Below are 19,394 nucleotides of genomic sequence, written 5' to 3'. Positions count from 1 at the left end.
TTGAATTCCTCTTTAACACTACGGTGTTTGGTTTAGGCGCGATGAACAGCCTCGTTTGGACGTGGTGTGGCATTGCCGGGATCTGGCGTGAAACGGCGTAGCCGCAACGAGTTAGTCAGTACAAAGACACTGGAAACACTCATGGCAGCCGCCGCCAGCATGGGGCTGAGCAATACGCCGATGAACGGATAGAGCACGCCCGCCGCCACGGGGATCAACGCTACGTTGTAGCCATAGGCCCAAACGAAATTGCCGATAATGGTCCGGTGGGTACGCTTGGAGAGCGCCGTGGCATTGACGATGCCTCGCAAATCGCCACTCATCAGCACCACATCGCCGGACTCGATGGCAATATCGGTGCCAGTGCCGATCGCAATGCCCACGTCGGCCTGGGCCAAAGCGGGCGCATCATTGATCCCGTCCCCCACAAAAGCGACGCGCTTGCCCTCCGCCTGGAGACGCCGGATCTCTGCCGCTTTCTGGTCGGGCAGTACCTCGGCGAGAATCTGCTGGATGCCAACCTGTCGGGCGATAGCATCGGCAGTGGCACGGTTATCGCCGGTGAGCATGGCCACTTCCAGCCCTTGCGCTTTGAGTGCTGCGATGGCCTCGGCAGAGCCCTCCTTAAGTGGATCCGCCACCGCGATGACTGCAGCAAGCTGGCCGTCTACCGCGGCATAGAGCGGGCTCTTGGCGTTCTCGGCAAACACCTTGGCGCGTGTTTCTGCCTGGCCGAGCTCGATTTCCAGCCGAAGCATGTAACGATCAGCTCCCACATGTACCAAGTGGCCGTCGACCTCGGCTTCAATGCCGTAGCCAGGCTCGGCACTAAAGCGACTGACCGAGGGTAATTCCAGCCCGCGGGCCTTGGCGCCCTGTACAATAGCCTCGGCGATGGGGTGCTCGCTTTGAGCTTCCACCGCCGCGACCAGTCGCAGCACCTCGTTCTCATGGCCGTTGATCGCTTCGAAGTCGGTCAGCTCGGGGCGCCCCTGGGTCAAAGTGCCGGTCTTGTCCAGCACCACCGTATTCATTTTGGCCAGCGTCTCAAGCGCCGCCCCTTTACGAAATAGCACTCCCATCTCGGCCCCTTTCCCGGTACTGACCATGATGGCCGTTGGGGTGGCTAGGCCCATCGCACAGGGGCAGGCAATTAGCAGTACGCTAACGGTAGTGACGAAAGCAAACGACAAAGACGGCGCCGGTCCGAAAGCGAACCAGAGTGCAAAGGTCATCGTGGCGATAGCGATGACCACGGGAACAAATACACCAGCAACCTTGTCGGCCAACTGCTGGATGGGGGGCTTCTCCGCTTGGGCCGTTTCCACCATCTTGACGATCTGCGACAAGACAGTGTCGGCACCGACTCGCGTGGCCCGAAAGGTAAGTGCACCGTTCTTGTTGATAGTGCCACCGACGACTTCGGAATCTTTCTGTTTGGCGACCGGCACGGGCTCACCGCTGATCATCGACTCATCAACGTAAGAGTGACCCTCCTCGACGATGCCATCGACTGGAACACGCTCCCCTGGGCGAACCAAAATACGATCGCCTGTGACGACGGCGTCGATAGGCAGCTCGACGGTTTCATCCTCGCGTATGACGCGGGCAGTTTTCGCCTGTAATTGCAGAAGCTTCTTGATCGCCTCGGAGGTGCGGCCCTTGGCAATGTGTTCAAAATAACGACCGAGCAGGATTAGCGTCACGATCACCGCCGCCGCTTCGAAATAGCTCACGGCGGTTCCGACGGGAAAGAGCGTGGGCACCAGCAGGGCGGCGACCGAATAAAAATAGGCAGCGCTCGATCCGATCATAACGAGGCTGTTCATGCCTGGATTAAAATGCCGGAGTTCGGCGAAGCCGGCACGATAGAAGCGTGCACCTGCATAAAACTGCACCGGTGTAGCCAATAACCACTCGACGCCCATCCAGCCGCGATGCGGCATTAGACTCGTTAACAGCGTGTCAAAAGCGGGAATCATTTTTCCCATGGCGATGATGACTACCGGAATCGTAAATATTGCCGCGAGCACGACTCGGCGGCGAAGCTCGGCTCTCTCCCAGTCCTCGCTGTCCGTTGGTGGCGGCGTATCGGTATCCTGAGGTTCATAGCCTGCCTCGCGGATGGCATGCTGAATACGCGTTAACGAAACGGCTCCCGGCAGGAAGCGAACGAAGGCCTTCTGGGTAGCAAGGTTAACACTCACTTCCACCATGCCGGGCAGCTTCGTTAGCGTTCGCTCTATCCGAGAGACACACGATCCACAACTCATGCCGGTGATGGGAATGTCGAGACTTTCCACCACAGGTTGATAGCCCGCTGTTTCAATGGCGTTGAGTAGGCTAGTGGTCGTGGTACCTGCTTCGACCTGGATAGCCGCCTTCTGGGTGGCGAGGTTCACTTGAGCGTTGATCACGCCTGGCTGCTGGCTGAGTGCACGTTCCACACGTCCAACACAGGAAGCACAGGACATACCACGAATCTCGATATCGACGTTTTGCGCCATAATGAAGATCTCCTGTTAATTTATCGACGACCCGATATGCAAGCTTGATTCCCATGTTTGCTGTCGAGAAAATACTCGATCATTCAGCCTGCTCTGCGATAGCTTCAACAATCGGGCAGCCTTCCTGCATAGGCCCTTCGCCTGCACATTCGTCCAGTGTTTTCGATAATACGGCTTCAATTCGCGAGAGGTGTTTGATCTGCTCGCGCACCTTGTGCAGCTTCTCCCCGGCGATGCGCTTAGCTTGCGCCCGGTCGCCATTAGCATCCTGAAGCATTAACAGCTCCCGAATCTCTTGCAGCGTGAAGCCCCACTGCTTGGCATGGACGATGAACTGTAACCGATCCACAGCTTCCAGTGGGTAACGCCGATAGTTGGCATCGGTCCTCCTCGGAGGAGGCATAAGTTTCTCTTTTTCGTAGAATCGAATCGCCTGGCTAGCGACCCCGCTTCGTTCGGCAAGCTCGCCGATACTTAGTGTTTGCATAGCGTTACCTCACGATATTATTAATCTAAGCTTCTGGCAGCCTGACTCAACGAATCTATCGGTCGGGGCTCCTATTGCTCCGGTTGGCGCACGACCCTAAGGTAGGGCGTCTTGGTGTTCCAGCCTTCGGGAAAGTGTTGCCTAGCGTCATCATTCGATAGCGATGGCGAGATGATGACATCGTCACCGTTTTGCCAGTCAACGGGGGTGGCCACTTTGTGCTTGTCAGTTAGCTGAAGCGAATCGAGAACCCGCAGTATCTCGTCGACATTACGTCCTGTGCTGGGTGGATACGTCAAAGTGAGACGAATTTTCTTGTCAGAATCGATGATGAAGACCGTGCGCACCGTAAGTTTGGGGTCGGCTTTGGGATGGATCATTCCATAAAGCTTCGCTACCACCTGATCTTCGTCAGCCAGCAAGGGGTAGTTCAGGGCCGTGCCCTGAGTCTGTTCAATATCCCCCACCCAGTCGTGGTGAGAGCTGAGGGGATCCACCGAAACCCCAACCAGTTTGGCACCCCGCTGGGTGAATTCGTTCTTTCGCTTGGCAAACGCGCCCAGTTCTGTGGTGCATACTGGCGTAAAATCAGCGGGGTGCGAGAACAGCACCGCCCAGCTGTCGTCAAGCCATTGGTGAAAGTTGACCGTGCCTTGCGTGGATTCGATCGTGAAGTTTGGTGCTGTCTCGCCCAGTTGTAGCGCCATGGAAATGTCCTCATGTCATTCATTGAGTAGCCACCATAACTTTGAAGTCAACTTTAAGGTCAAGCTTGATGTGTAATATTTGCAATTCGATAGGAGACAAATAATTTGTCAATAAAGGTTGACCTTAAAGCAGCTGTAAGCCTTAAAATTCTTACGGCGTTAAAATGGATATGATAGGAGGTAGCACCATGGGATTGGTTCAATACCCTTGTTGGCCGTCTCCATAACTTAAGTTGCGATAACACATTGGAATCTCTCTCTTCCATCGGCTTGGTCGGCGCCTTTATCGGCGGATTGGTCTCCTTCTTCTCGCCCTGCACGCTGCCCCTGTTACCGGCCTACCTGTCGGTGGTCACAGGCGGTAGTGCCGGTAAAGCCGACAGGCGGTTAGAGGCATTGACCCTCAGTGCCTTCTTCGTCTTCGGCTTCAGCATCGTGTTCATCCTACTCGGGCTCGGCGCCAGTAGTATCGGGCAACTGATGCGAGGGTATCGCCAAGAATTCAACTGGGTTGCCGGCTCGGCGGTGATCGTGCTGGGCCTCTTTATGACCGGCGTGTTCCGATTGCCGCTATTCCAGCGTACCTTTCAGTTCACACCCAATGTCCAGGGTGGCTCCCCGCTGTCGGCGACAGTGTTCGGGGTCTCTTTTGCCATCGGTTGGACCCCCTGTATCGGCCCTATACTAGGCGCTATTCTGATGGCCACGTCTAATGCTGCTAGTGCCCAGGCTGGAATGATTTATCTAAGTGCCTACTCGGCAGGACTGGCGCTACCTTTTCTTGCCAGCACTTTACTGATTAACCGATTTGCTCTGCATCGGCAAAGCCTGGGAAGGTGGAGTGCCTATGCTCGCCCCGTGGCGGGCACGATTGTGATCCTGATGGGTATTGCTATCGTTACGGGGTATATGACACGGCTTTCAAGTATCATGGTTGACCTTTTCCCCTCCCTGGCGACCCTGGGGTAGCCAGGCCGTCAGAGAAGTAGAGATTAATTTTCATACTGACTCCTTAGGAAGCTGATTAGGCTGAGCTAGTCTCCTAAAAGGAGATTATTTTTATAATGCTTAGAGCTTAATTGCTTTCACTATTAATTTAGTTCTTCACCTAATTACTTTAATTAGGAGCTCGTGGCGAGGTAACGTACAAGCGCAGCGAACGCTTCAGTGTTTTTTTGAAAAAAACATTTATTATAGTAGGCCTTCCTGAATCCTAGCTGAATAATAAAAATTATGGCAAGTAACGCACAGCTACCTGGTTTATCTTTATATTTCGTGAGTATCTATCAGATTACCTTTCCTTGATTTTTCTTTTGGGTTGTTCTAGCTTTATCATGCCAAGCAGAAACTATGGTAAATAAAATATGGTTTAAAAAATGGAGAACCGAGATGGACTTAAAAAAATATGAAAACTGCATTGAAGCTTGTCACGTATGCGCTGCTTATTGTGACAAGTGTGCAACTGAGTGCCTAAAAGAAGACAACGTAAAAATGATGGCGGAATGTATTCGCCTTAACATGCAATGTGCTCAAATTTGTCGGTTAGCTGCCTCATTTATGGCACAAGAAAGTGAGTTTGCACACGAGATCTGCCGTCTATGTGCCGACATTTGTAAGAAATGTGGTGATGAGTGTGCAAAACATGATGCACCTCACTGCCAAGAGTGTGCTCAAGCTTGTCATCGCTGCGCTGAAGAATGTGCCGCAATGGCCAGCTAAGCTTCAAGCCAGCCGGGGCGAGCGCTTCGGCTGGGCGTCATTTTCTAGGGGGTTATATACATTAACTGAGGCTTTCAAATGTTGGTGTTTGCTTTTTTTAATATCTAAAAGGGGCTCGCTTGCGAACCCCTTTTGAATTAGTTATAATTAATAATGTCGCTTAGTAAGCGACATGTAGTTCATAACTGTTATTGCTATTTTCCTTAGTGCCCCCCATTGAGCTACCTGTCACCTCAAGCTGATAATTGCCCGGTTGCAGCTGACGAACAAGTTCAAAGTGACCCCGTGGACTGGACGCTTCTGCTACTTGTTTTCCAGTTTTGTCATAAAGCACAGCTGAAATGCGGTTGCCAGTGCTGGTAAAACCTGGGAAGTGCTCACTCGCTACTTTCAGTGTAGTCGCTTGTTCAATGTTAATATTGAAACGCTTCGATTGCCCCTGAGCAAGCATCTGTGTAGAAGATACGCCTCTTTCTAGTAAGGGAAGATCCTGTGTTGTATTGCCTAAGCTCGCTAATACAGGTGTAGAGAAGATACTTGCTACTACTGCACTAAAAACAATTGCTTTAATTTTCATGGTGGTTTACTCCGTTGGTTATTTACAATTTAATAATAACCTTAGAGTATGAATTGAAGCTGAATTTAGTGGTTTATTAGCAAAAAAAACGCCACCTTCCGGTGGCGCAAGTTATAGAGTGCTTAACGATTTAAAACATTAACCTGACACCTGCCACCACGCCGGTATCTTCGGTATTATTCCCACCAGCACGAGATAGGTCGGCGGTATCGCCATACTCTTTTACCCAGTAAGCGCCCACGTAAGGCGCAAAGCGTCTGGTCACTTCGTAGCCCAGGCGCATGCCGACACGCACTGAGTTAAGGCCCTCACCCACACCAAATTCCTCAACTTCGCTGGCAGCTACGGCAATTTCGGTGCGCGGCTGTAGGTAGAGCCGCTGTGTCAGGCGCAGATCGTACTCGCCCTCAAAACTAGCGGCCACGTCGCCATCTTCACTCACTTGCATAGCAACGTCGGTTTCAATGCCGTAGGGCATCACACCTTGTAGGCCGACAACCCCATAGGTGCGTTCGGCGTGATCATCGGAGAACACACCGCCTTGGTAACCGATACCCCCCTGTAACTCCCAAAAATCAGCCACTAGGCGACTATAGAGTAGTTCCAGGGATTCAAACTCAGCATCTTCACCGTCGCCTTGGACATTCTCGCCCTCTGACTTCAGGTAAACACGGTTGATATCACCGCCATACCAGCCTTGAAAGTCCCACACGACGGCCTCCTCGCCGTTATCGGGTACGCTATATTCAAGACGATCAAAGAGCGCCATACCCATATTGTGTTCCATCGTGGGCGCTGGCCAATCTTTCGGCGCGTCGTAACCATCTTCCGCATGGGCAGCGGTGGTCATGACAAACGCTAAGCTAATGCCAGTAAAATAAAGCTTAGTTTTCATACTGCCTCCTTAAGAAACCTGAACAACGCGGAACATTCCGGCATCCATGTGATAAAGCAGGTGGCAATGGAACGCCCAACTGCCTTCAGCATCTGCCGTAATCAGTGCCGAAACCCGCTCGCCGGGCTTAACGTTCAAGGTGTGTTTGCGCGGAATTAGCTCGCCCTGACCGTTTTCTAGCTCCATCCACATACCGTGGAGGTGGATAGGATGCTCCATCATGGTGTCGTTGATCAGGATTAGGCGCAGCCGCTCATCTTTCACAAAATGGATTGGGCCGGTCACTTCGCTAAACTTCTTGCCGTCGAACGACCACATGTAACGTTCCATGTTGCCGGTCAGGTGCAGCTCAAGCTCACGGCCTGGTTCGCGGCGGTCAGGCCATGGCGTGAAGGCTTTAAGATCGCGGTAGACGAGTACTCGACGTTCGTTGGGGTCGATGCCTATGCCCGCCTGGTCGTAGCGAGAGCCGGGCTGGGCTTCACCGGCAATGAGAATGCCGTTTTCGCCGACTTTCGCCTGCTCGCCCGACATGCCGCCCACATTAGAATGATCCATGCCCTCCATGTTGGAATGATCCATCCCCTCCATATTAGAGTGATCCATGCCTTCCATACCAGCATCGTCACCGCTCATTCCCGGCATATTGGAGTGATCCATACCTTCCATATTCGACATGCCTGAATGATCCATACCTTCCATGTCACCCATGCCATGAGCGCCCATGGCTTCCATGCCGCGGTCGGCAATTTGGCGGCGCTTGGGAATCTCCGCCTGCATGCCTTCACGCGGGGCTAGCGTGGCGCGAGCGTAGCCACTCCGATCCATGGCTTCGGCGAAGATGGTATAGGCTCGATCATCTTCTGGTGAAACAAGCACATCGTACGTTTCCGCCACGCCAATACGGAACTCATCAACAGGCACGGGTTGCACTGGCTGGCCATCGGCAGCAACGACGGTCATCTTCAAACCAGGTATACGTACATCAAAGTATGACATCGCCGACCCGTTAATCACGCGTAGTCGTACCCGCTCACCAGCCTTGAACAGCGCATTCCAGTTTTCTTGGGGGGAGTGACCGTTAAGCAGGTAGGTATAAGTACTGCCGGTCACATCGGCGATATCCCGAGAACTCATGCGCATTTTGGCCCACATACCGCGCATCTCGGCGGTTTGTGAGAAACCCTTTTCGCGAACATCGGCGAAAAAATCAGCAATCGTGCGCTCTTGGAAGTTGTAATAGCCTTCCATGGTTTTCAGATTACGAAATACCGACATGGGGTCTTCAAAGGTCCAGTCGGTGAGCAGTAGCACATGCTCACGGTCGTAGCGGATGGGTTCGCGCTCGGCGGCGTCAATTATCAACGGCCCGGCGTGGCCGAGCTGTTCCTGCAAGCCGGAGTGGCTGTGGTACCAGTAGGTACCGTTCTGGCGGACAGGAAAACGGTAGGTGAAGGTTTCACCAGGTGCTATGCCTGCAAAACTGACCCCAGGCACACCGTCCATCTCCGGTGGCAAGATGAGGCCATGCCAATGGATCGACGTGGACTCATCCAGCAGGTTGGTAACACGCAGTACGGCGTCTTGACCTTCTTTCAGACGAATCAGTGGGCCAGGGCTAGTACCGTTAATGCTAATAGGGTGGGCTTCTTGTCCGTCAATCGGAATGGATTCACGGCGGATAGCCAGTGATATCTCGGGCCCTTCTTCGACGCCCTGTGCATAGACATTCGTACGGCCCCAGGGGTTTGCCCAGGCGGGAGTTAGCCCCATTGCGGCAGCGGAACCTAACCCTAAGGCAGCACCGCCTTTTAGGACTTGCCGGCGAGAAAGCGGGTGAGAAATAATGCTTGAGCGTGCCATGTGTAACTCCCATCAATGATGAATGACACCATCTTGATGGAAGAACCTGAAACAAAGCTGAATAATGATTAATTAGCTACTTCACCCGCTAGAGGCAGGATAATCGTAACGCGCAGTCCACCCAGTGGACTGCGCTCAAAATACGAGTGCCCTGAGTAGCGGGCAATTAGCTGCGCAAGAATCGACAGGCCTAAGCCGTAGCCGGGACGGCGTTCATCCAGTCGTGTGCCACGCTCTCCCAAGCGCGAAAGATCCTCTTCTGCAACGCCGAGGCCGTCATCATCAATGGTGAGCGTGAGTGTGGTTGCGGAGACGGCAATATCGCAATTAACGCACCTATTCGACCATTTGCCAGCGTTATCGAGCACGATGCCTAATATTTCAGAAAAGTCGTGAGCCTCAATAGGCACTTGGTCTTTCTCGCCTGCCGAGTGGGCGAGGTTGAAGATACGCTCAGGGTAAAGGCTGCGGAACATCTCGATGAGCCGTGAACTATCACGCGTGACGTTGGCCATTCGCCCCGCGTTAGGGCCTGCAATACGTGAGCGACGCAGCTCCGCATCCAGCTGGGCGTTAATATCCTCAATACGGCTGAGCAGTTTATGGCGTCGGGTTTCATCAATGGGCCGATTGCCACGCAGTACTTGGGTAACGGCTGCCAGCGGGGTTTTTAATGCATGTGATAGGTTCGCGACCGACTCTCTGGAGCGCTTCAAGCGAAGGTCAATGTCATCCATAAACCAGTTCAACTGGTCGACTAATTCATCTAGCTCAGAAGGGGCTATTAATGACAAGCGATCACGTTTGCCCGCTCGCAATGCTTCAAGCTGTTGACGCAGTTGCCAGAGTGGCTTAAGTCCACGATTAACCGCTAACATGTTGAGTATGATGAGCATTCCTAACAGCACGCTGGCAATCCCACCGACCCACCAGTGCAATGTTGCAAGCCCTGCTTCTACTTGAGAGAAGTCCTCACCCACCAGCAGCACACCCTGCGTGCCCTGCCATTCAAAATGGCGACGATAGACGAGCATGTGTTGCTCGCCGCGATTCACGTCTATTAGAGCATTGCCGCTTTCATCTAGCAGCGGAGCCAGCTGTTGCTGCCATTGTGGGTCGGAAGCGCTGACCGAGCCGTTGAAGCGGAGTACGTAGAGATGATGAAAGACTTGATAGCCTTGGCTAACCGAGTCAAGCGCGGCAGGCACGGCGGCTTCACCTTGCTCAAGCTGCGTGACGGCATGGTCGGCTTCGCGCTGAAGACGCTCACCCAAAAAATCCCGAGCAAGATTCTGTAACAATATGCCATGCAGTAGCCAGGTCGTCACCACTACGAATAGTGCCACGCCTCCTAGCCAGGCGAGTAGTCGAAAACGTAAACTGCGCCGATCAATGTGAAGCAAAGAAATACCCCTGGCCGCGGCGAGTTTGGATAATTGATTTGCCTAGATAACGGCGCAGACGAGCGACATAGACTTCGACCAAGTTAGGTGCGGCGGCATCCTGTTCCAGGGCATAGAGCTGCTCTAATAACTGCTCTTTGGAGTGAATGCGATCTGGATGCAGCATTAAGTAGCGTAGTAATCGAAACTCCGTCGCCGTGAGCGAACGCCAAGTTTCTCCCTCTAGACATACTCGTTGGCCTGCTTTATCCAGCGATACGCCATTGAGCGTCACGACTTGAGATAACTGACCAGACTGCCTGCGCAGCAGTGCCTTCAAACGGGCCATAAGCTCGGCTTCATGGAAGGGTTTTGCTAGGTAATCATCGGCACCCGTTTCAAGACCAATGACTTTATCTTCCCAAGTATCGCGCGCCGTCAAGATCAAGATAGGCGTGCTGCGTTTTTGCTTGCGCCACTGGGCTAGTAGATCTAGTCCCGAGCCATCGGGCAAACCGAGATCTAAGATAGCCAGCTCGTAATGCTCGGTTGCCATGAGCGACTTGGCCGCTTTCAATGAAGCGGCCAAGTCGACAAGGTAACCGTTGTCCTTGAGACTCTCTGCCAAGCTTTCTGCCAGCAAATCATCATCTTCGAGTAGCAACAGTTTCATGGGTAAACGTCAGATTAGAAAGTAAAATTGCCGTACATGCCGGATTCGTAATGGCCGGGAATGTTACAAGCATACTCTAGCTCGTTAGTATTATCAGGAACACTCCATAATAGAGTCCCGGTCTCACCAGGTGCAATTGTGACGCCTGCCATGCTCATATTGGCCATATCGTGGCCTTCACCTTGTGACATGTTTGACATGTCATGACCTTCGCCATTTGCCATGTCTAGCATCATTTGACGATGCTCTTCCTGGGCTTCTTTACTGCCAATCACAAATTCATGCTCTAAATTGCCGGTGTTGGTGATTTCAAATTTAACCACCTCCCCAGCCGCCAGTTCTAGCTCTTCAGGGTCGAACCACATATCGCCAGCCTCAAGGCTGATCGTGCGGTCAACGTCAGCCTCGGTTAGGTTATTGCCACCACCGCCGTGGCCGGGTGCAGCCAGCGCCGCGCCCGTGATCAGACTTAATGAAAGGGCAAACAAAGACGTTGTTAAAAGAGTGTAGCGCATGGTCATTTACCTCAGAGGTTATTGTCACCCGTTCTTTATACGGTGTTAACCTGAAACGAGCCTGAACCTACAGTAAAAATATGACCTGCCGGATAAGTAGCTATCACGAAAACTTGCAAGCGCAAGGCCTTATTTCGGGACCTTTTTTAATTCAATACAGCATCTTCCGCTTAATAGTGAAATTTGTTCAGTTGCCGATGTCGGCAGCAGGGATGCTCTTGGTCATCACTGCGCATCATTGTCGGCAGAAAATAGTTGCCCCTTGTTGATGATGATGGTAGCGCTAGTTACTTTTATCGCTATGACCGGACGTCGGCTTTCCACTTCATCTATATTAACCCTTGTGTCTACATTTCCTGAAAGTTTTGCCACAAGATGTTAATGCGAGCGTACAAGCACCATGAGCGCTCATCATCGACGTTGATCTATCAGCAGAAGGTGTAGCTCGTTAAATATCGCCCTCATGAACTCAATGACCAGCCGATGCTGGCCAGTTTGATCTAGATCAGCGTGAAAAAACCAGAGGACAGCTCTTGCAAAAGACCAGTGGCTCCCCAGGGATGACAGAAGCAGAAAGGCTGAACCAGCACTGCACCTGTATCACTCTAGACCGACGAGCAGCCACCCAAAGTCTTATCGACCAGTTGGGCGACGATGCCGATGAGGCCTTTATCCGTTCGACCTGGCATCAACTTTTCTCGAATGTCGCTGTCTTTGTCCCATCTCAGGTTCTGGAGCAGATGAGGGCCACTGTTCAGGCCATAGAAAACGCCGCCGCTCTTCCCGACTATCAGCGACAAGTACTGTCTTGGGCCCCGCAAAGTGCACAGTTAAACCCCGGCCCAGTAGGTGTCTTCATGGGCTATGATTTCCATCTCGGCGAGGACGGGCCTCGCCTCATCGAAATCAATACCAATGCCGGAGGTGCATTTCTTAACGCGATCCTGGTACGGGCCCAACTGCAGTGTTGTGGTGATGCTAAAAGTGCGGCCGGGTCTGCCGACTTCGAGGCTAAAGTGATAGCCCAGTTCGAGAGCGAATGGCGTGCCCAGCGTGGCAATGGACGTCTGGAGAGGATAGCTATCGTTGATGATCAGCCTATGGGGCAATACCTCTATCCTGAATTCAAACTTGCCCAGCAGTTATTACGGCGTCATGGCATTGATGCTCTCATCCTCTCGCCTGGCGACCTTCGGTATGAGTCAGGCATGCTATACAGCGGCGGTAAGCGAGTAGATATGGTTTACAATCGCTTAGTGGATTTTGGGCTCGAAGCACCCGGAAACTCCGCCTTACACTCTGCCTGGTTGGACGGAGGCGCAGTCATAACCCCAAATCCCCATGCACACGCATTGTTCGCGGACAAACGCAACTTGGCTGTGTTATCAGATCCCGCGACGCTTATGGCTTGGGGGTTGAGCGCTCAAAATGCCGAATTACTTCGCTCTTGTATTCCCCGTACCTTACAGGTCAGCGCTGATAATGCTGATACCCTTTGGCAACAGCGACGGCAGTGGTTCTTCAAACCTGTCGCAGGCCACGGAAGTAAGGGAGTGTACCGGGGAAGTAAACTCACCAAAAAAACATTCAGCCAAATCTTGGAAAGCGACTATATTGCCCAGGCCCATGTGCCTCCCTCCGAACGCCTCGTTCTGGTCGATGGACAGCGTAAAAATCTCAAGGTCGACGTTAGACTGTATACCTATCGCGGCACACTGTTAATGGCCGCAGCGAGACTTTATCGAGGACAGACGACCAATTTCCGTACGCCAGGTGGGGGGTTCGCACCTGTGCTTCTCATGAAAGATTAGTTATCAAAAATATGATCTAAAGAGTTTGTCCCACAACTTATGCGATTATCGTGATAGGGCGTGGAACTCATCTTGCAAGGCGATCGCCTCACTTCGGCCCGCGATTAGTTATTCGGAAATTGCTCCCAGCAACCTTTCAATTGCGCGCAAGTTTTTCCTGCGTTTGGATTTAAAGCCTGGAAACTTACAATATTATCAGCTACGCGGATGAAACCTCGTCAATGAAGGCTGCCCTTAAAGGGGTATCTCTGGAGCGATATAGATAGCCACCTAGCCGAGCGATGGCCTTCATATAGAAACCATGTCGCGTCGCTGACCCAGTCGAGGCGGTGGAATCGACCGGTCGACCAGAACTAATAAATGATCAGTAAAGAACCGTTGCTAGCAAGGCAGCCGGGAACTGATGCCTAAGAATGATCAGTCCGGATACGATGTAGCCGAGCATAATGCCGATGGTGAGTCGATCGGCTGTGGTGAAGCACATATCCTCAATCCGGTAGCCAGTTTTTCAGATTCCATCATATACGTGTGTGCTAACGCACAGATCGTGTGATGTCAGACCCTGAACATGATGGTGCGGGTCCGTGTCGTTTGATCGCCAAGGTATCGGTCGCGTTACTATCCGCGCTAGATAACGAATAGTGCATTATGGAAATACAATCCTAATAATGTCAGGAAGGGTCTCCTCATGAATAGAGTCAACACTGCAGCAATGGCTTTTTGTCTTCTCGCTGTTCTGCCTAGGGCAGCATCCGCCCAAAACTCAGAGTACGGCCCACAAGGGGGTGTCCGTGAGTTTTCGATCTCTGGAACTGGCAGTAACGATCGGAATTTTAATAGCGGAAACTTCGGCGTGAGACTGTTGATCTTGGTTGGTATCTGAGGGATAACATGGTTGCCGGTGTTCGGCAAAGCGTCAATTACGCCGATGTCGAAGGCGAAGGCGGGCGTCACAGATGGTTTCTGGAACGGCTCAACCCGTGGTTACCTAACCCATCAGTTCCTTGATGGTCGTGCGCGGCCCTTCGTCGGTGCTAGCCTCGGTGGTATCTATGGAGACGGCGTCAAAGACAGCGCCTTCGCGGGACGGGAAACGGGTATGAAATACTATGTTCTGCCCAAGGCCTATTTCCTCGCTCGCGCTGAGTATCAGTTCCTGTTCAGCGATACCGACGATGCCACCGATGCGTTTCAGGAGGACGGTATCTGGGCTTATACGATTGGTCTGGGCTACAATTTCTGAACCACATCAAGATGCCACGAACCACCACGGCCACGTGGCGGGTGTGCATCTCTTGTCGCGCGCGGATGGCATCGGCCTTGCCTTCCGGATAGCGTTGCTTATAGCTATTAAGCTAGGTTCTTAACTACCTAAGGTGGTTGTCCTGACGGTCACCCATTCGGTGATGTCACCCTTGTCAGCACCGCCGTGATCAGCAGGATAACCACGACCAGCACCACCTCCAGCGCAATACTGCGCTGCAAACGTCGTGGGGCTGTTGCATCGCCGCTCTCAAAGGCAGGTACAAGCCGCCACTTGTTCGCGGCAGCAAATAACAGCAGCACCGCGACAATCAATACTTTGCCGATCAAGAACTGTCCATATGCCGTGGTGAGCAGGGGTGTGAGACCGCCTGTTAGCAGCGTGGCCAAAGTGACGCCCGCCAGTACCAACACGCCAACTCCGCCCATGGCGAGTTGCCCGAAACGGGTCAGAATGCGGGCGGTATTGCCGTGGTTGTAATGTTGCCCCACTAAGTGGAACAGCGGCCACAGCGAGGCTACCCAGAATGCTGCCGCCATCAGGTGAACGATCAGCAAGACAGCCAGAACGAGGCGTGGGGTGTTTACTGTATGCCCCACCTGCACGAATGCCAGCATCACCAATAAAACGCCTACTAGGCTCAAGCTGTTGGCTGTTTTCGAGAACGCTAAGTTATTAAGCTGAATCGCCTGGACCAGCAGCAAACCAGCTACCACCAGTATTAGTCGACCCCCGGACGCGCCATCGAACACGATCCCGAGCAACATTGGGTTGGTTGCAGCCGCTATATTGCCGCCTCCAAGGTAACCAGCTTCTAAAGACCACTGGAACAGAATCAGGATGACCCCCGCCCAGGCAGAAAGGACACCCATGCGGGCGACGCGCCTCCGGTCGTGATCAGGGAGCCGGGGAAACGCTAGACGAAACAACACGGCCCCCGTCGCGACTAGGGCGCTAAGGTAAATCCCGGCCGCCACGAGAATCATCGCGACGGTCCAGACATCGAGGCTATTTACGGAGAACCACCAAGCCACGGGTCAGGGCTCGACCGAGAAGTTAAAACCGTCGGACATCATGTGTCCGTCATCCGATAGGCCGCGCCAGTGCACCTGGTAGTCCCCAGCCGAAAGAATTTCACCGGGCTTCACGACGTAGCGTTCGACCTGTTCACTGCCTGGCTGACCATCAAGAGGAACGGGGCCGTTTGGGCCTGTCACTTCAAACTGGGTGATGCGCATCATGCCACCAAACTCGATGCCAATCTCTGCTGGGGAATCCTGAATGGTGACGCCATCCTTAGGCGAAGTGCTTGCGCCCCCTTCATGGGCCAGCACTGGGATTGCTAGCGACAGCAACAGCGTTGCTAAGGTAGCGTGAATGATAGGGAGCGAACTCGTCTTCTTTTGCATACCGTATCCTTATATATTTTTAGGGTTGAATGGATGCCGTTACTTCATCGCGGAGGCGCTAAAACTGATTCGGCTGAGCCTTCTTACATCGTTCATCTGCCCTGTTTGGCGAACAAGGCGCATGGCGTCGTGCTTTTCTTCATGGAAATGAGTCGGTGTTAAAACGTGCCAACCTGAAACAGGGCTGAAAATGGCGGAAAAAATGATCTGTGACAACACTTAGGTATTGGGATCGGTTTCTCCTTTACCTTTGGGCCACCTATAGGTTGTAGGCTTATAACGAAAGCTAACTCCGCCTTCTTCCATTTTTAATGGATAAGGCGATGTCTCGACCAGCAACATGATAAGAGGAAATATCATGGTTAAGCACAAGATGATCTTTGCCATTGGTCTGGCTGCAAGCCTCAGTGTCCCCAGCAGCGCCATCTTCGCTCAAGGTATGAGCCAAGGCGCCCAAGGTCAGGGCAATATGATGGACGGCCAAGTCGGTATGGGTTCGGGCATGATGATGGGCAGTCAAGAAGGCATGTACCCAGGAATGATGATGGGAGGGCAAAGCGGGATGATGCCTTGTCCAATGATGGAAGGCATGGGGAGTATGTCCGGCATTGGCGGTATGCTCGACGAGCAGCAGATGAGTACCATGCGTGAGATGCGCCAAGAACACCGCGCGGCCCAGCTTGAGCGGATGGGCGAATTGATGAACCTGCGCGACGACATGATGCAAACCATGCAGACTGAACGCCCTGAACCAGAGGAAATAAAGGCGCTGCATGCTCAAATGGCCAACCTTCATGGCGATATGATGGCTGATAACGTGCGCATGCATAATCAGATGCAGGACTTACTGACCGATGAGCAGCGTGAACAGATGAGAGGAAGCATGCCCAGCCACCATGGCCCGCAATAAGCCTTGGCGATTGCCTCTTTTTTTAGGAGTGATGGCATGATGAACGCGGAATGTTTTGCTTTTATGGGGTCAATGGGGTGGCTAGGCTGGTTGATGCCCCTGGCCATGCTGTTATTAATTGGCTTGGCGATCGCTTCGCTGGCCAAGTACCTCTTCAGTCGTTCACGCTAAGGAGTTGAAAATAATGCAACATATGAGCACCAAGCTTTTACTCTCTGGTTCCATGCTGCTTGGGGCGGTCTCCGCCCAGGCGGCGTTACCGCCAGAGGCAACATTGTATAAAAACCCCCAGTGCGGCTGCTGTGACGCTTATGCACGCCATCTTGAAGAGCTCGGCGTAGAAGTGACGATTATTGACGATGTAGAGCTGGGTGATATTAAGCAGCAGGCAGGCGTGCCCTATGGCCTGGGTTCATGCCATACCATTGAGATGGGCGAGTATTGGATCGAAGGCCACGTTCCAATGGAAGCCGTGCAGGCGCTGTTTGAGGAACAACCCGATATTGACGGTATCGGTTTGGCGGGTATGCCCATTGGCACACCGGGTATGCCGGGGCCACAAGAAAGCCCTTACAATGTGTACACGTTTACAGGCCAGGAAGATGAGCCATTTATGACCCTTTAGTAGGGTGATAAAAGCTCGCCTGCTGTCTGCACGCCGTTCTAACGGACTCTTGTAGTACAGCAGGCGCATTCAAGTCATACATTACTAAAACGAAAGCGCTGTATTAAACTTAGGATTTACTTTGCTAGTGCGTTACGGGTCGATTCGTTACGGTAAGCTAAAAATAAGGGGTATACGGATTTAATGGTTGATGGGGCACCTTCACCCCATCAATCTGATACCACCCTCAGATGGTTGATAGATCGACTCCGTAGTTGAGTTCCTCTGCGAAGTCCGGCAGTCCGTAACCGATGGTTTTCTTGTAGAAAGGAGAGACCTTCGCAGTCGGTGCCTTCTTCTTGTGCTTCGTGGTGTAGAGCATTCGTGCCCGCATCACCTCGAAGGAGTAACCGCGCCCTTCACGGTTCTTGTCCTTGGCCAGTCGGTTGATGGACTCCGTGTAAGCGTTGGTGACGGGCATGTCCGTCTCGAAGTAGGTCATGGTCTCTTCGCGCCAGTTTCCCACTGCCCTGACCAGATCGCTCCAGACTTCCTTTTGGCCCTTCGGGATGGTGGCTATCCACTCGTCCAGGGCGGCTTCTGCCTGGAGCCGTGTGGTGGCGTCCCAGATGCCGTAGAAGCGCTCCTTGTGCTCGTAGGCGGCCAGCAGTTGCGGGAACGCGCCTGTCCAGGTCTCCATGATGAGGCGCTCCCGGTCTGAGACTTCGTGAGCGCGTTTCAGCAGGATTTTCCGGTCTCCCTTGAGAGTCCGGCTCTGGGACGGTTTCAGCTCCTTTCTGAGGCCCTTGCGCACTCTCTCTAGGGCATCGTTGGCCATGCGCACCACATGGAACTTATCGACCACGATACGGGCCTGGGGCAGCACAGCCTTGACCGCTGCCCGGTAGGGGTTCCACATGTCCATGCTGACGATCTCGACCTTCTGCCGGTCTTTCAGCTTCATCAGGTAGTTGGTCACCACGTCCTGGCGGCGGGTGGCCAGCAGGTCGAGCAGGGTTCGCTCCTCAATGTTGGTCAGAATGCAGCGGTAGCGCTTGTTCAGGTATAGCTCGTCAATGCCCAGGATGCGGGGCGTCTCGAAGCGGTGCCAGCGCCCCAGGAACTCGGCGCGGGCGTTGAAGATGTCGCGCACCGTCTTCTCGTCCAGGCCGGTCTGTGCCGCCACAAAGGTGTAGGGGTGGTTGAAGGATTCCTTCTCCACGTACTCATGCAGCCGCAGTGTCATACGGAATCCGTCCACCATCTCCGGTAGCTGGGGCCTGAATGTTGTCTTGCAGGCCCGGCAGGTGTATCGGCGGCGGACCACCCAGAGAGTGACCCGCTTGCCGTGGATGGGCAGATCACGATAGGGAACGTCACGCTTGCCGAACCGTACGAACTCACCCTGCACGCCGCATTCCTCGCAGGCGATGGGATCGGGCACGTCCACCTGGAAGTGCATTTCGTCGTCGGTTGATTTGCAGCCCAGTACTTGGTATTGCGGCAGGTGAAGGATGTTGTCGGGAAGTTCGGTCATGGTGTTGTATAGGCGTAGGTGTCAGTCAGATCCATCCGGCTCGGCATTGGTGTTTGCTTTTTTACCCAACAAGCTGCTGGAAACGAAAAGTAAGGCACCGAGGACAATTGCAATATCAGCCAGGTTGAAGGCCGGCCAATGCCAGTCTCGCCAATAGAAATCAAAGGAATCCACAACATAGCCGCGAAAGACCCGGTCAATCAGGTTGCCCATGGCGCCACCGAGGATAAGACTGTAAGCGATGGCTTCTCCTTTATGACGATTTTCAAGGATCAGCTTGATCAGAAAAATCGAGACCACTACCGCGATTCCGATAAAAAAGTAGCGCTGCCAGCCTCCACCATTCGCAAAAAGACTGAATGCGGCACCGGTGTTCCATAGGTGCACCCAGTTAAAGAACGGGGTCACCGAAACATACTCGCCATAGGCCATTGATTGCTGCACCAGCCACTTTACAGCCTGATCAGACGCTGCCAGCAGGCCCGATATGGACAATAGGGCATACGGCGAGAGCTTTTTGCCAATAATGAGCAT

20 protein-coding genes are annotated in these 19,394 nt (G+C 53.1%); 7 read left to right on the top strand and 13 right to left on the bottom strand.

What is annotated here, in order from left to right:
- Positions 1–32: 32 nt before the first annotated feature.
- From HZS52_RS01950 to HZS52_RS01940, 3 genes are all read right to left on the bottom strand, one after another.
- Complete coding sequence (locus HZS52_RS01950) at positions 33–2,507, bottom strand: heavy metal translocating P-type ATPase (protein WP_138801702.1); 2,475 nt, start codon at positions 2,505–2,507, stop codon at positions 33–35.
- A gap of 79 nt (positions 2,508–2,586) precedes the next feature.
- Positions 2,587–2,994, bottom strand: a complete 408-nt coding sequence (locus HZS52_RS01945; RefSeq protein WP_008958490.1) for a heavy metal-responsive transcriptional regulator — start codon at positions 2,992–2,994, stop codon at positions 2,587–2,589.
- A gap of 71 nt (positions 2,995–3,065) precedes the next feature.
- Positions 3,066–3,701, bottom strand: a complete 636-nt coding sequence (locus HZS52_RS01940; protein ID WP_083023027.1) for a peroxiredoxin — start codon at positions 3,699–3,701, stop codon at positions 3,066–3,068.
- 246 nt (positions 3,702–3,947) lie between these two features.
- Between HZS52_RS01940 and HZS52_RS01935 the strand changes: the two genes are divergently transcribed.
- Complete coding sequence (locus HZS52_RS01935) at positions 3,948–4,670, top strand: cytochrome c biogenesis CcdA family protein (protein ID WP_144815962.1); 723 nt, start codon at positions 3,948–3,950, stop codon at positions 4,668–4,670.
- Positions 4,671–5,090: 420 nt separating this feature from the next.
- Entirely contained in the window at positions 5,091–5,420 is a 330-nt protein-coding gene (locus HZS52_RS01930) for a four-helix bundle copper-binding protein (protein WP_101146744.1), read from the top strand.
- Between the two features lie 160 nt (positions 5,421–5,580).
- Here the strand turns inward: HZS52_RS01930 and HZS52_RS01925 are convergent, their stop codons facing one another.
- The 6 genes from HZS52_RS01925 to HZS52_RS01900 form a co-directional block, all read right to left on the bottom strand.
- On the bottom strand, positions 5,581–5,997 hold the full coding sequence (locus HZS52_RS01925) for a hypothetical protein (RefSeq protein ID WP_139041537.1): 417 nt from the start codon (positions 5,995–5,997) through the stop codon (positions 5,581–5,583).
- Positions 5,998–6,127: 130 nt separating this feature from the next.
- On the bottom strand, positions 6,128–6,892 hold the full coding sequence (locus HZS52_RS01920; RefSeq protein WP_008957453.1) for a copper resistance protein B: 765 nt from the start codon (positions 6,890–6,892) through the stop codon (positions 6,128–6,130).
- 9 nt (positions 6,893–6,901) lie between these two features.
- The gene (locus HZS52_RS01915) at positions 6,902–8,755 is read right to left on the bottom strand and encodes a copper resistance system multicopper oxidase (RefSeq protein WP_144815965.1); all 1,854 of its coding nucleotides are present in this window, start codon (positions 8,753–8,755) and stop codon (positions 6,902–6,904) included.
- A gap of 68 nt (positions 8,756–8,823) precedes the next feature.
- Positions 8,824–10,158 carry a sensor histidine kinase gene (locus HZS52_RS01910; protein WP_144815969.1) on the bottom strand — a complete coding sequence of 445 codons (1,335 nt, stop codon included), beginning with the start codon at positions 10,156–10,158 and terminating at the stop codon, positions 8,824–8,826.
- Complete coding sequence (locus HZS52_RS01905) at positions 10,145–10,810, bottom strand: response regulator transcription factor (protein WP_008957450.1); 666 nt, start codon at positions 10,808–10,810, stop codon at positions 10,145–10,147. The genes HZS52_RS01910 and HZS52_RS01905 overlap by 14 nt, the downstream gene beginning before the upstream one ends.
- A 14-nt stretch (positions 10,811–10,824) precedes the next feature.
- Positions 10,825–11,325 carry a cupredoxin domain-containing protein gene (locus HZS52_RS01900; protein ID WP_022522201.1) on the bottom strand — a complete coding sequence of 167 codons (501 nt, stop codon included), beginning with the start codon at positions 11,323–11,325 and terminating at the stop codon, positions 10,825–10,827.
- Positions 11,326–11,885: 560 nt separating this feature from the next.
- Between HZS52_RS01900 and HZS52_RS01895 the strand changes: the two genes are divergently transcribed.
- Both HZS52_RS01895 and HZS52_RS24305 read left to right on the top strand, forming a co-directional pair.
- Entirely contained in the window at positions 11,886–13,136 is a 1,251-nt protein-coding gene (locus tag HZS52_RS01895; protein ID WP_008957448.1) for an ATP-grasp domain-containing protein, read from the top strand.
- Positions 13,137–14,064: 928 nt separating this feature from the next.
- Positions 14,065–14,379: a hypothetical protein gene (locus HZS52_RS24305; protein WP_197672011.1), complete on the top strand. Its 315-nt coding sequence runs from the start codon at positions 14,065–14,067 to the stop codon at positions 14,377–14,379.
- 149 nt (positions 14,380–14,528) lie between these two features.
- Here the strand turns inward: HZS52_RS24305 and HZS52_RS01885 are convergent, their stop codons facing one another.
- Both HZS52_RS01885 and HZS52_RS01880 read right to left on the bottom strand, forming a co-directional pair.
- Positions 14,529–15,272: a copper resistance D family protein gene (locus HZS52_RS01885; protein ID WP_223828031.1), complete on the bottom strand. Its 744-nt coding sequence runs from the start codon at positions 15,270–15,272 to the stop codon at positions 14,529–14,531.
- Positions 15,273–15,437: 165 nt separating this feature from the next.
- The gene (locus HZS52_RS01880; protein ID WP_008957445.1) at positions 15,438–15,809 is read right to left on the bottom strand and encodes a copper resistance CopC family protein; all 372 of its coding nucleotides are present in this window, start codon (positions 15,807–15,809) and stop codon (positions 15,438–15,440) included.
- 358 nt (positions 15,810–16,167) lie between these two features.
- On the opposite strand from HZS52_RS01880, the gene HZS52_RS01875 reads away from it, so the two are divergent.
- Genes HZS52_RS01875 through HZS52_RS01870 form a run of 3 tightly spaced genes read left to right on the top strand, consistent with a single transcriptional unit; the run spans position 16,168 to position 17,344 of the window.
- The gene (locus tag HZS52_RS01875) at positions 16,168–16,719 is read left to right on the top strand and encodes a hypothetical protein (RefSeq protein ID WP_008957444.1); all 552 of its coding nucleotides are present in this window, start codon (positions 16,168–16,170) and stop codon (positions 16,717–16,719) included.
- A gap of 36 nt (positions 16,720–16,755) precedes the next feature.
- A complete protein-coding gene (locus HZS52_RS24595) occupies positions 16,756–16,890 on the top strand; it encodes a hypothetical protein (RefSeq protein ID WP_008957443.1) in 135 nt (44 codons plus the stop codon).
- A 13-nt stretch (positions 16,891–16,903) separates the two neighbouring features.
- Positions 16,904–17,344, top strand: a complete 441-nt coding sequence (locus HZS52_RS01870; protein ID WP_008957442.1) for a DUF411 domain-containing protein — start codon at positions 16,904–16,906, stop codon at positions 17,342–17,344.
- A gap of 226 nt (positions 17,345–17,570) precedes the next feature.
- Here the strand turns inward: HZS52_RS01870 and HZS52_RS01865 are convergent, their stop codons facing one another.
- Together HZS52_RS01865 and lspA are read right to left on the bottom strand one after the other, a co-directional pair.
- Positions 17,571–18,860, bottom strand: a complete 1,290-nt coding sequence (locus HZS52_RS01865; RefSeq protein WP_004574636.1) for an ISL3-like element ISPpu12 family transposase — start codon at positions 18,858–18,860, stop codon at positions 17,571–17,573.
- 21 nt (positions 18,861–18,881) lie between these two features.
- The gene (gene lspA, locus HZS52_RS01860; RefSeq protein WP_004863699.1) at positions 18,882–19,394 is read right to left on the bottom strand and encodes a signal peptidase II; all 513 of its coding nucleotides are present in this window, start codon (positions 19,392–19,394) and stop codon (positions 18,882–18,884) included.

The sequence above is a fragment of the Vreelandella titanicae genome, from assembly GCF_014697095.1.
Classification (GTDB): domain Bacteria; phylum Pseudomonadota; class Gammaproteobacteria; order Pseudomonadales; family Halomonadaceae; genus Vreelandella; species Vreelandella titanicae.
Note: the sequence above shows the minus strand (reverse complement) of the source record. Positions and strands in the feature narration are given on the sequence as shown.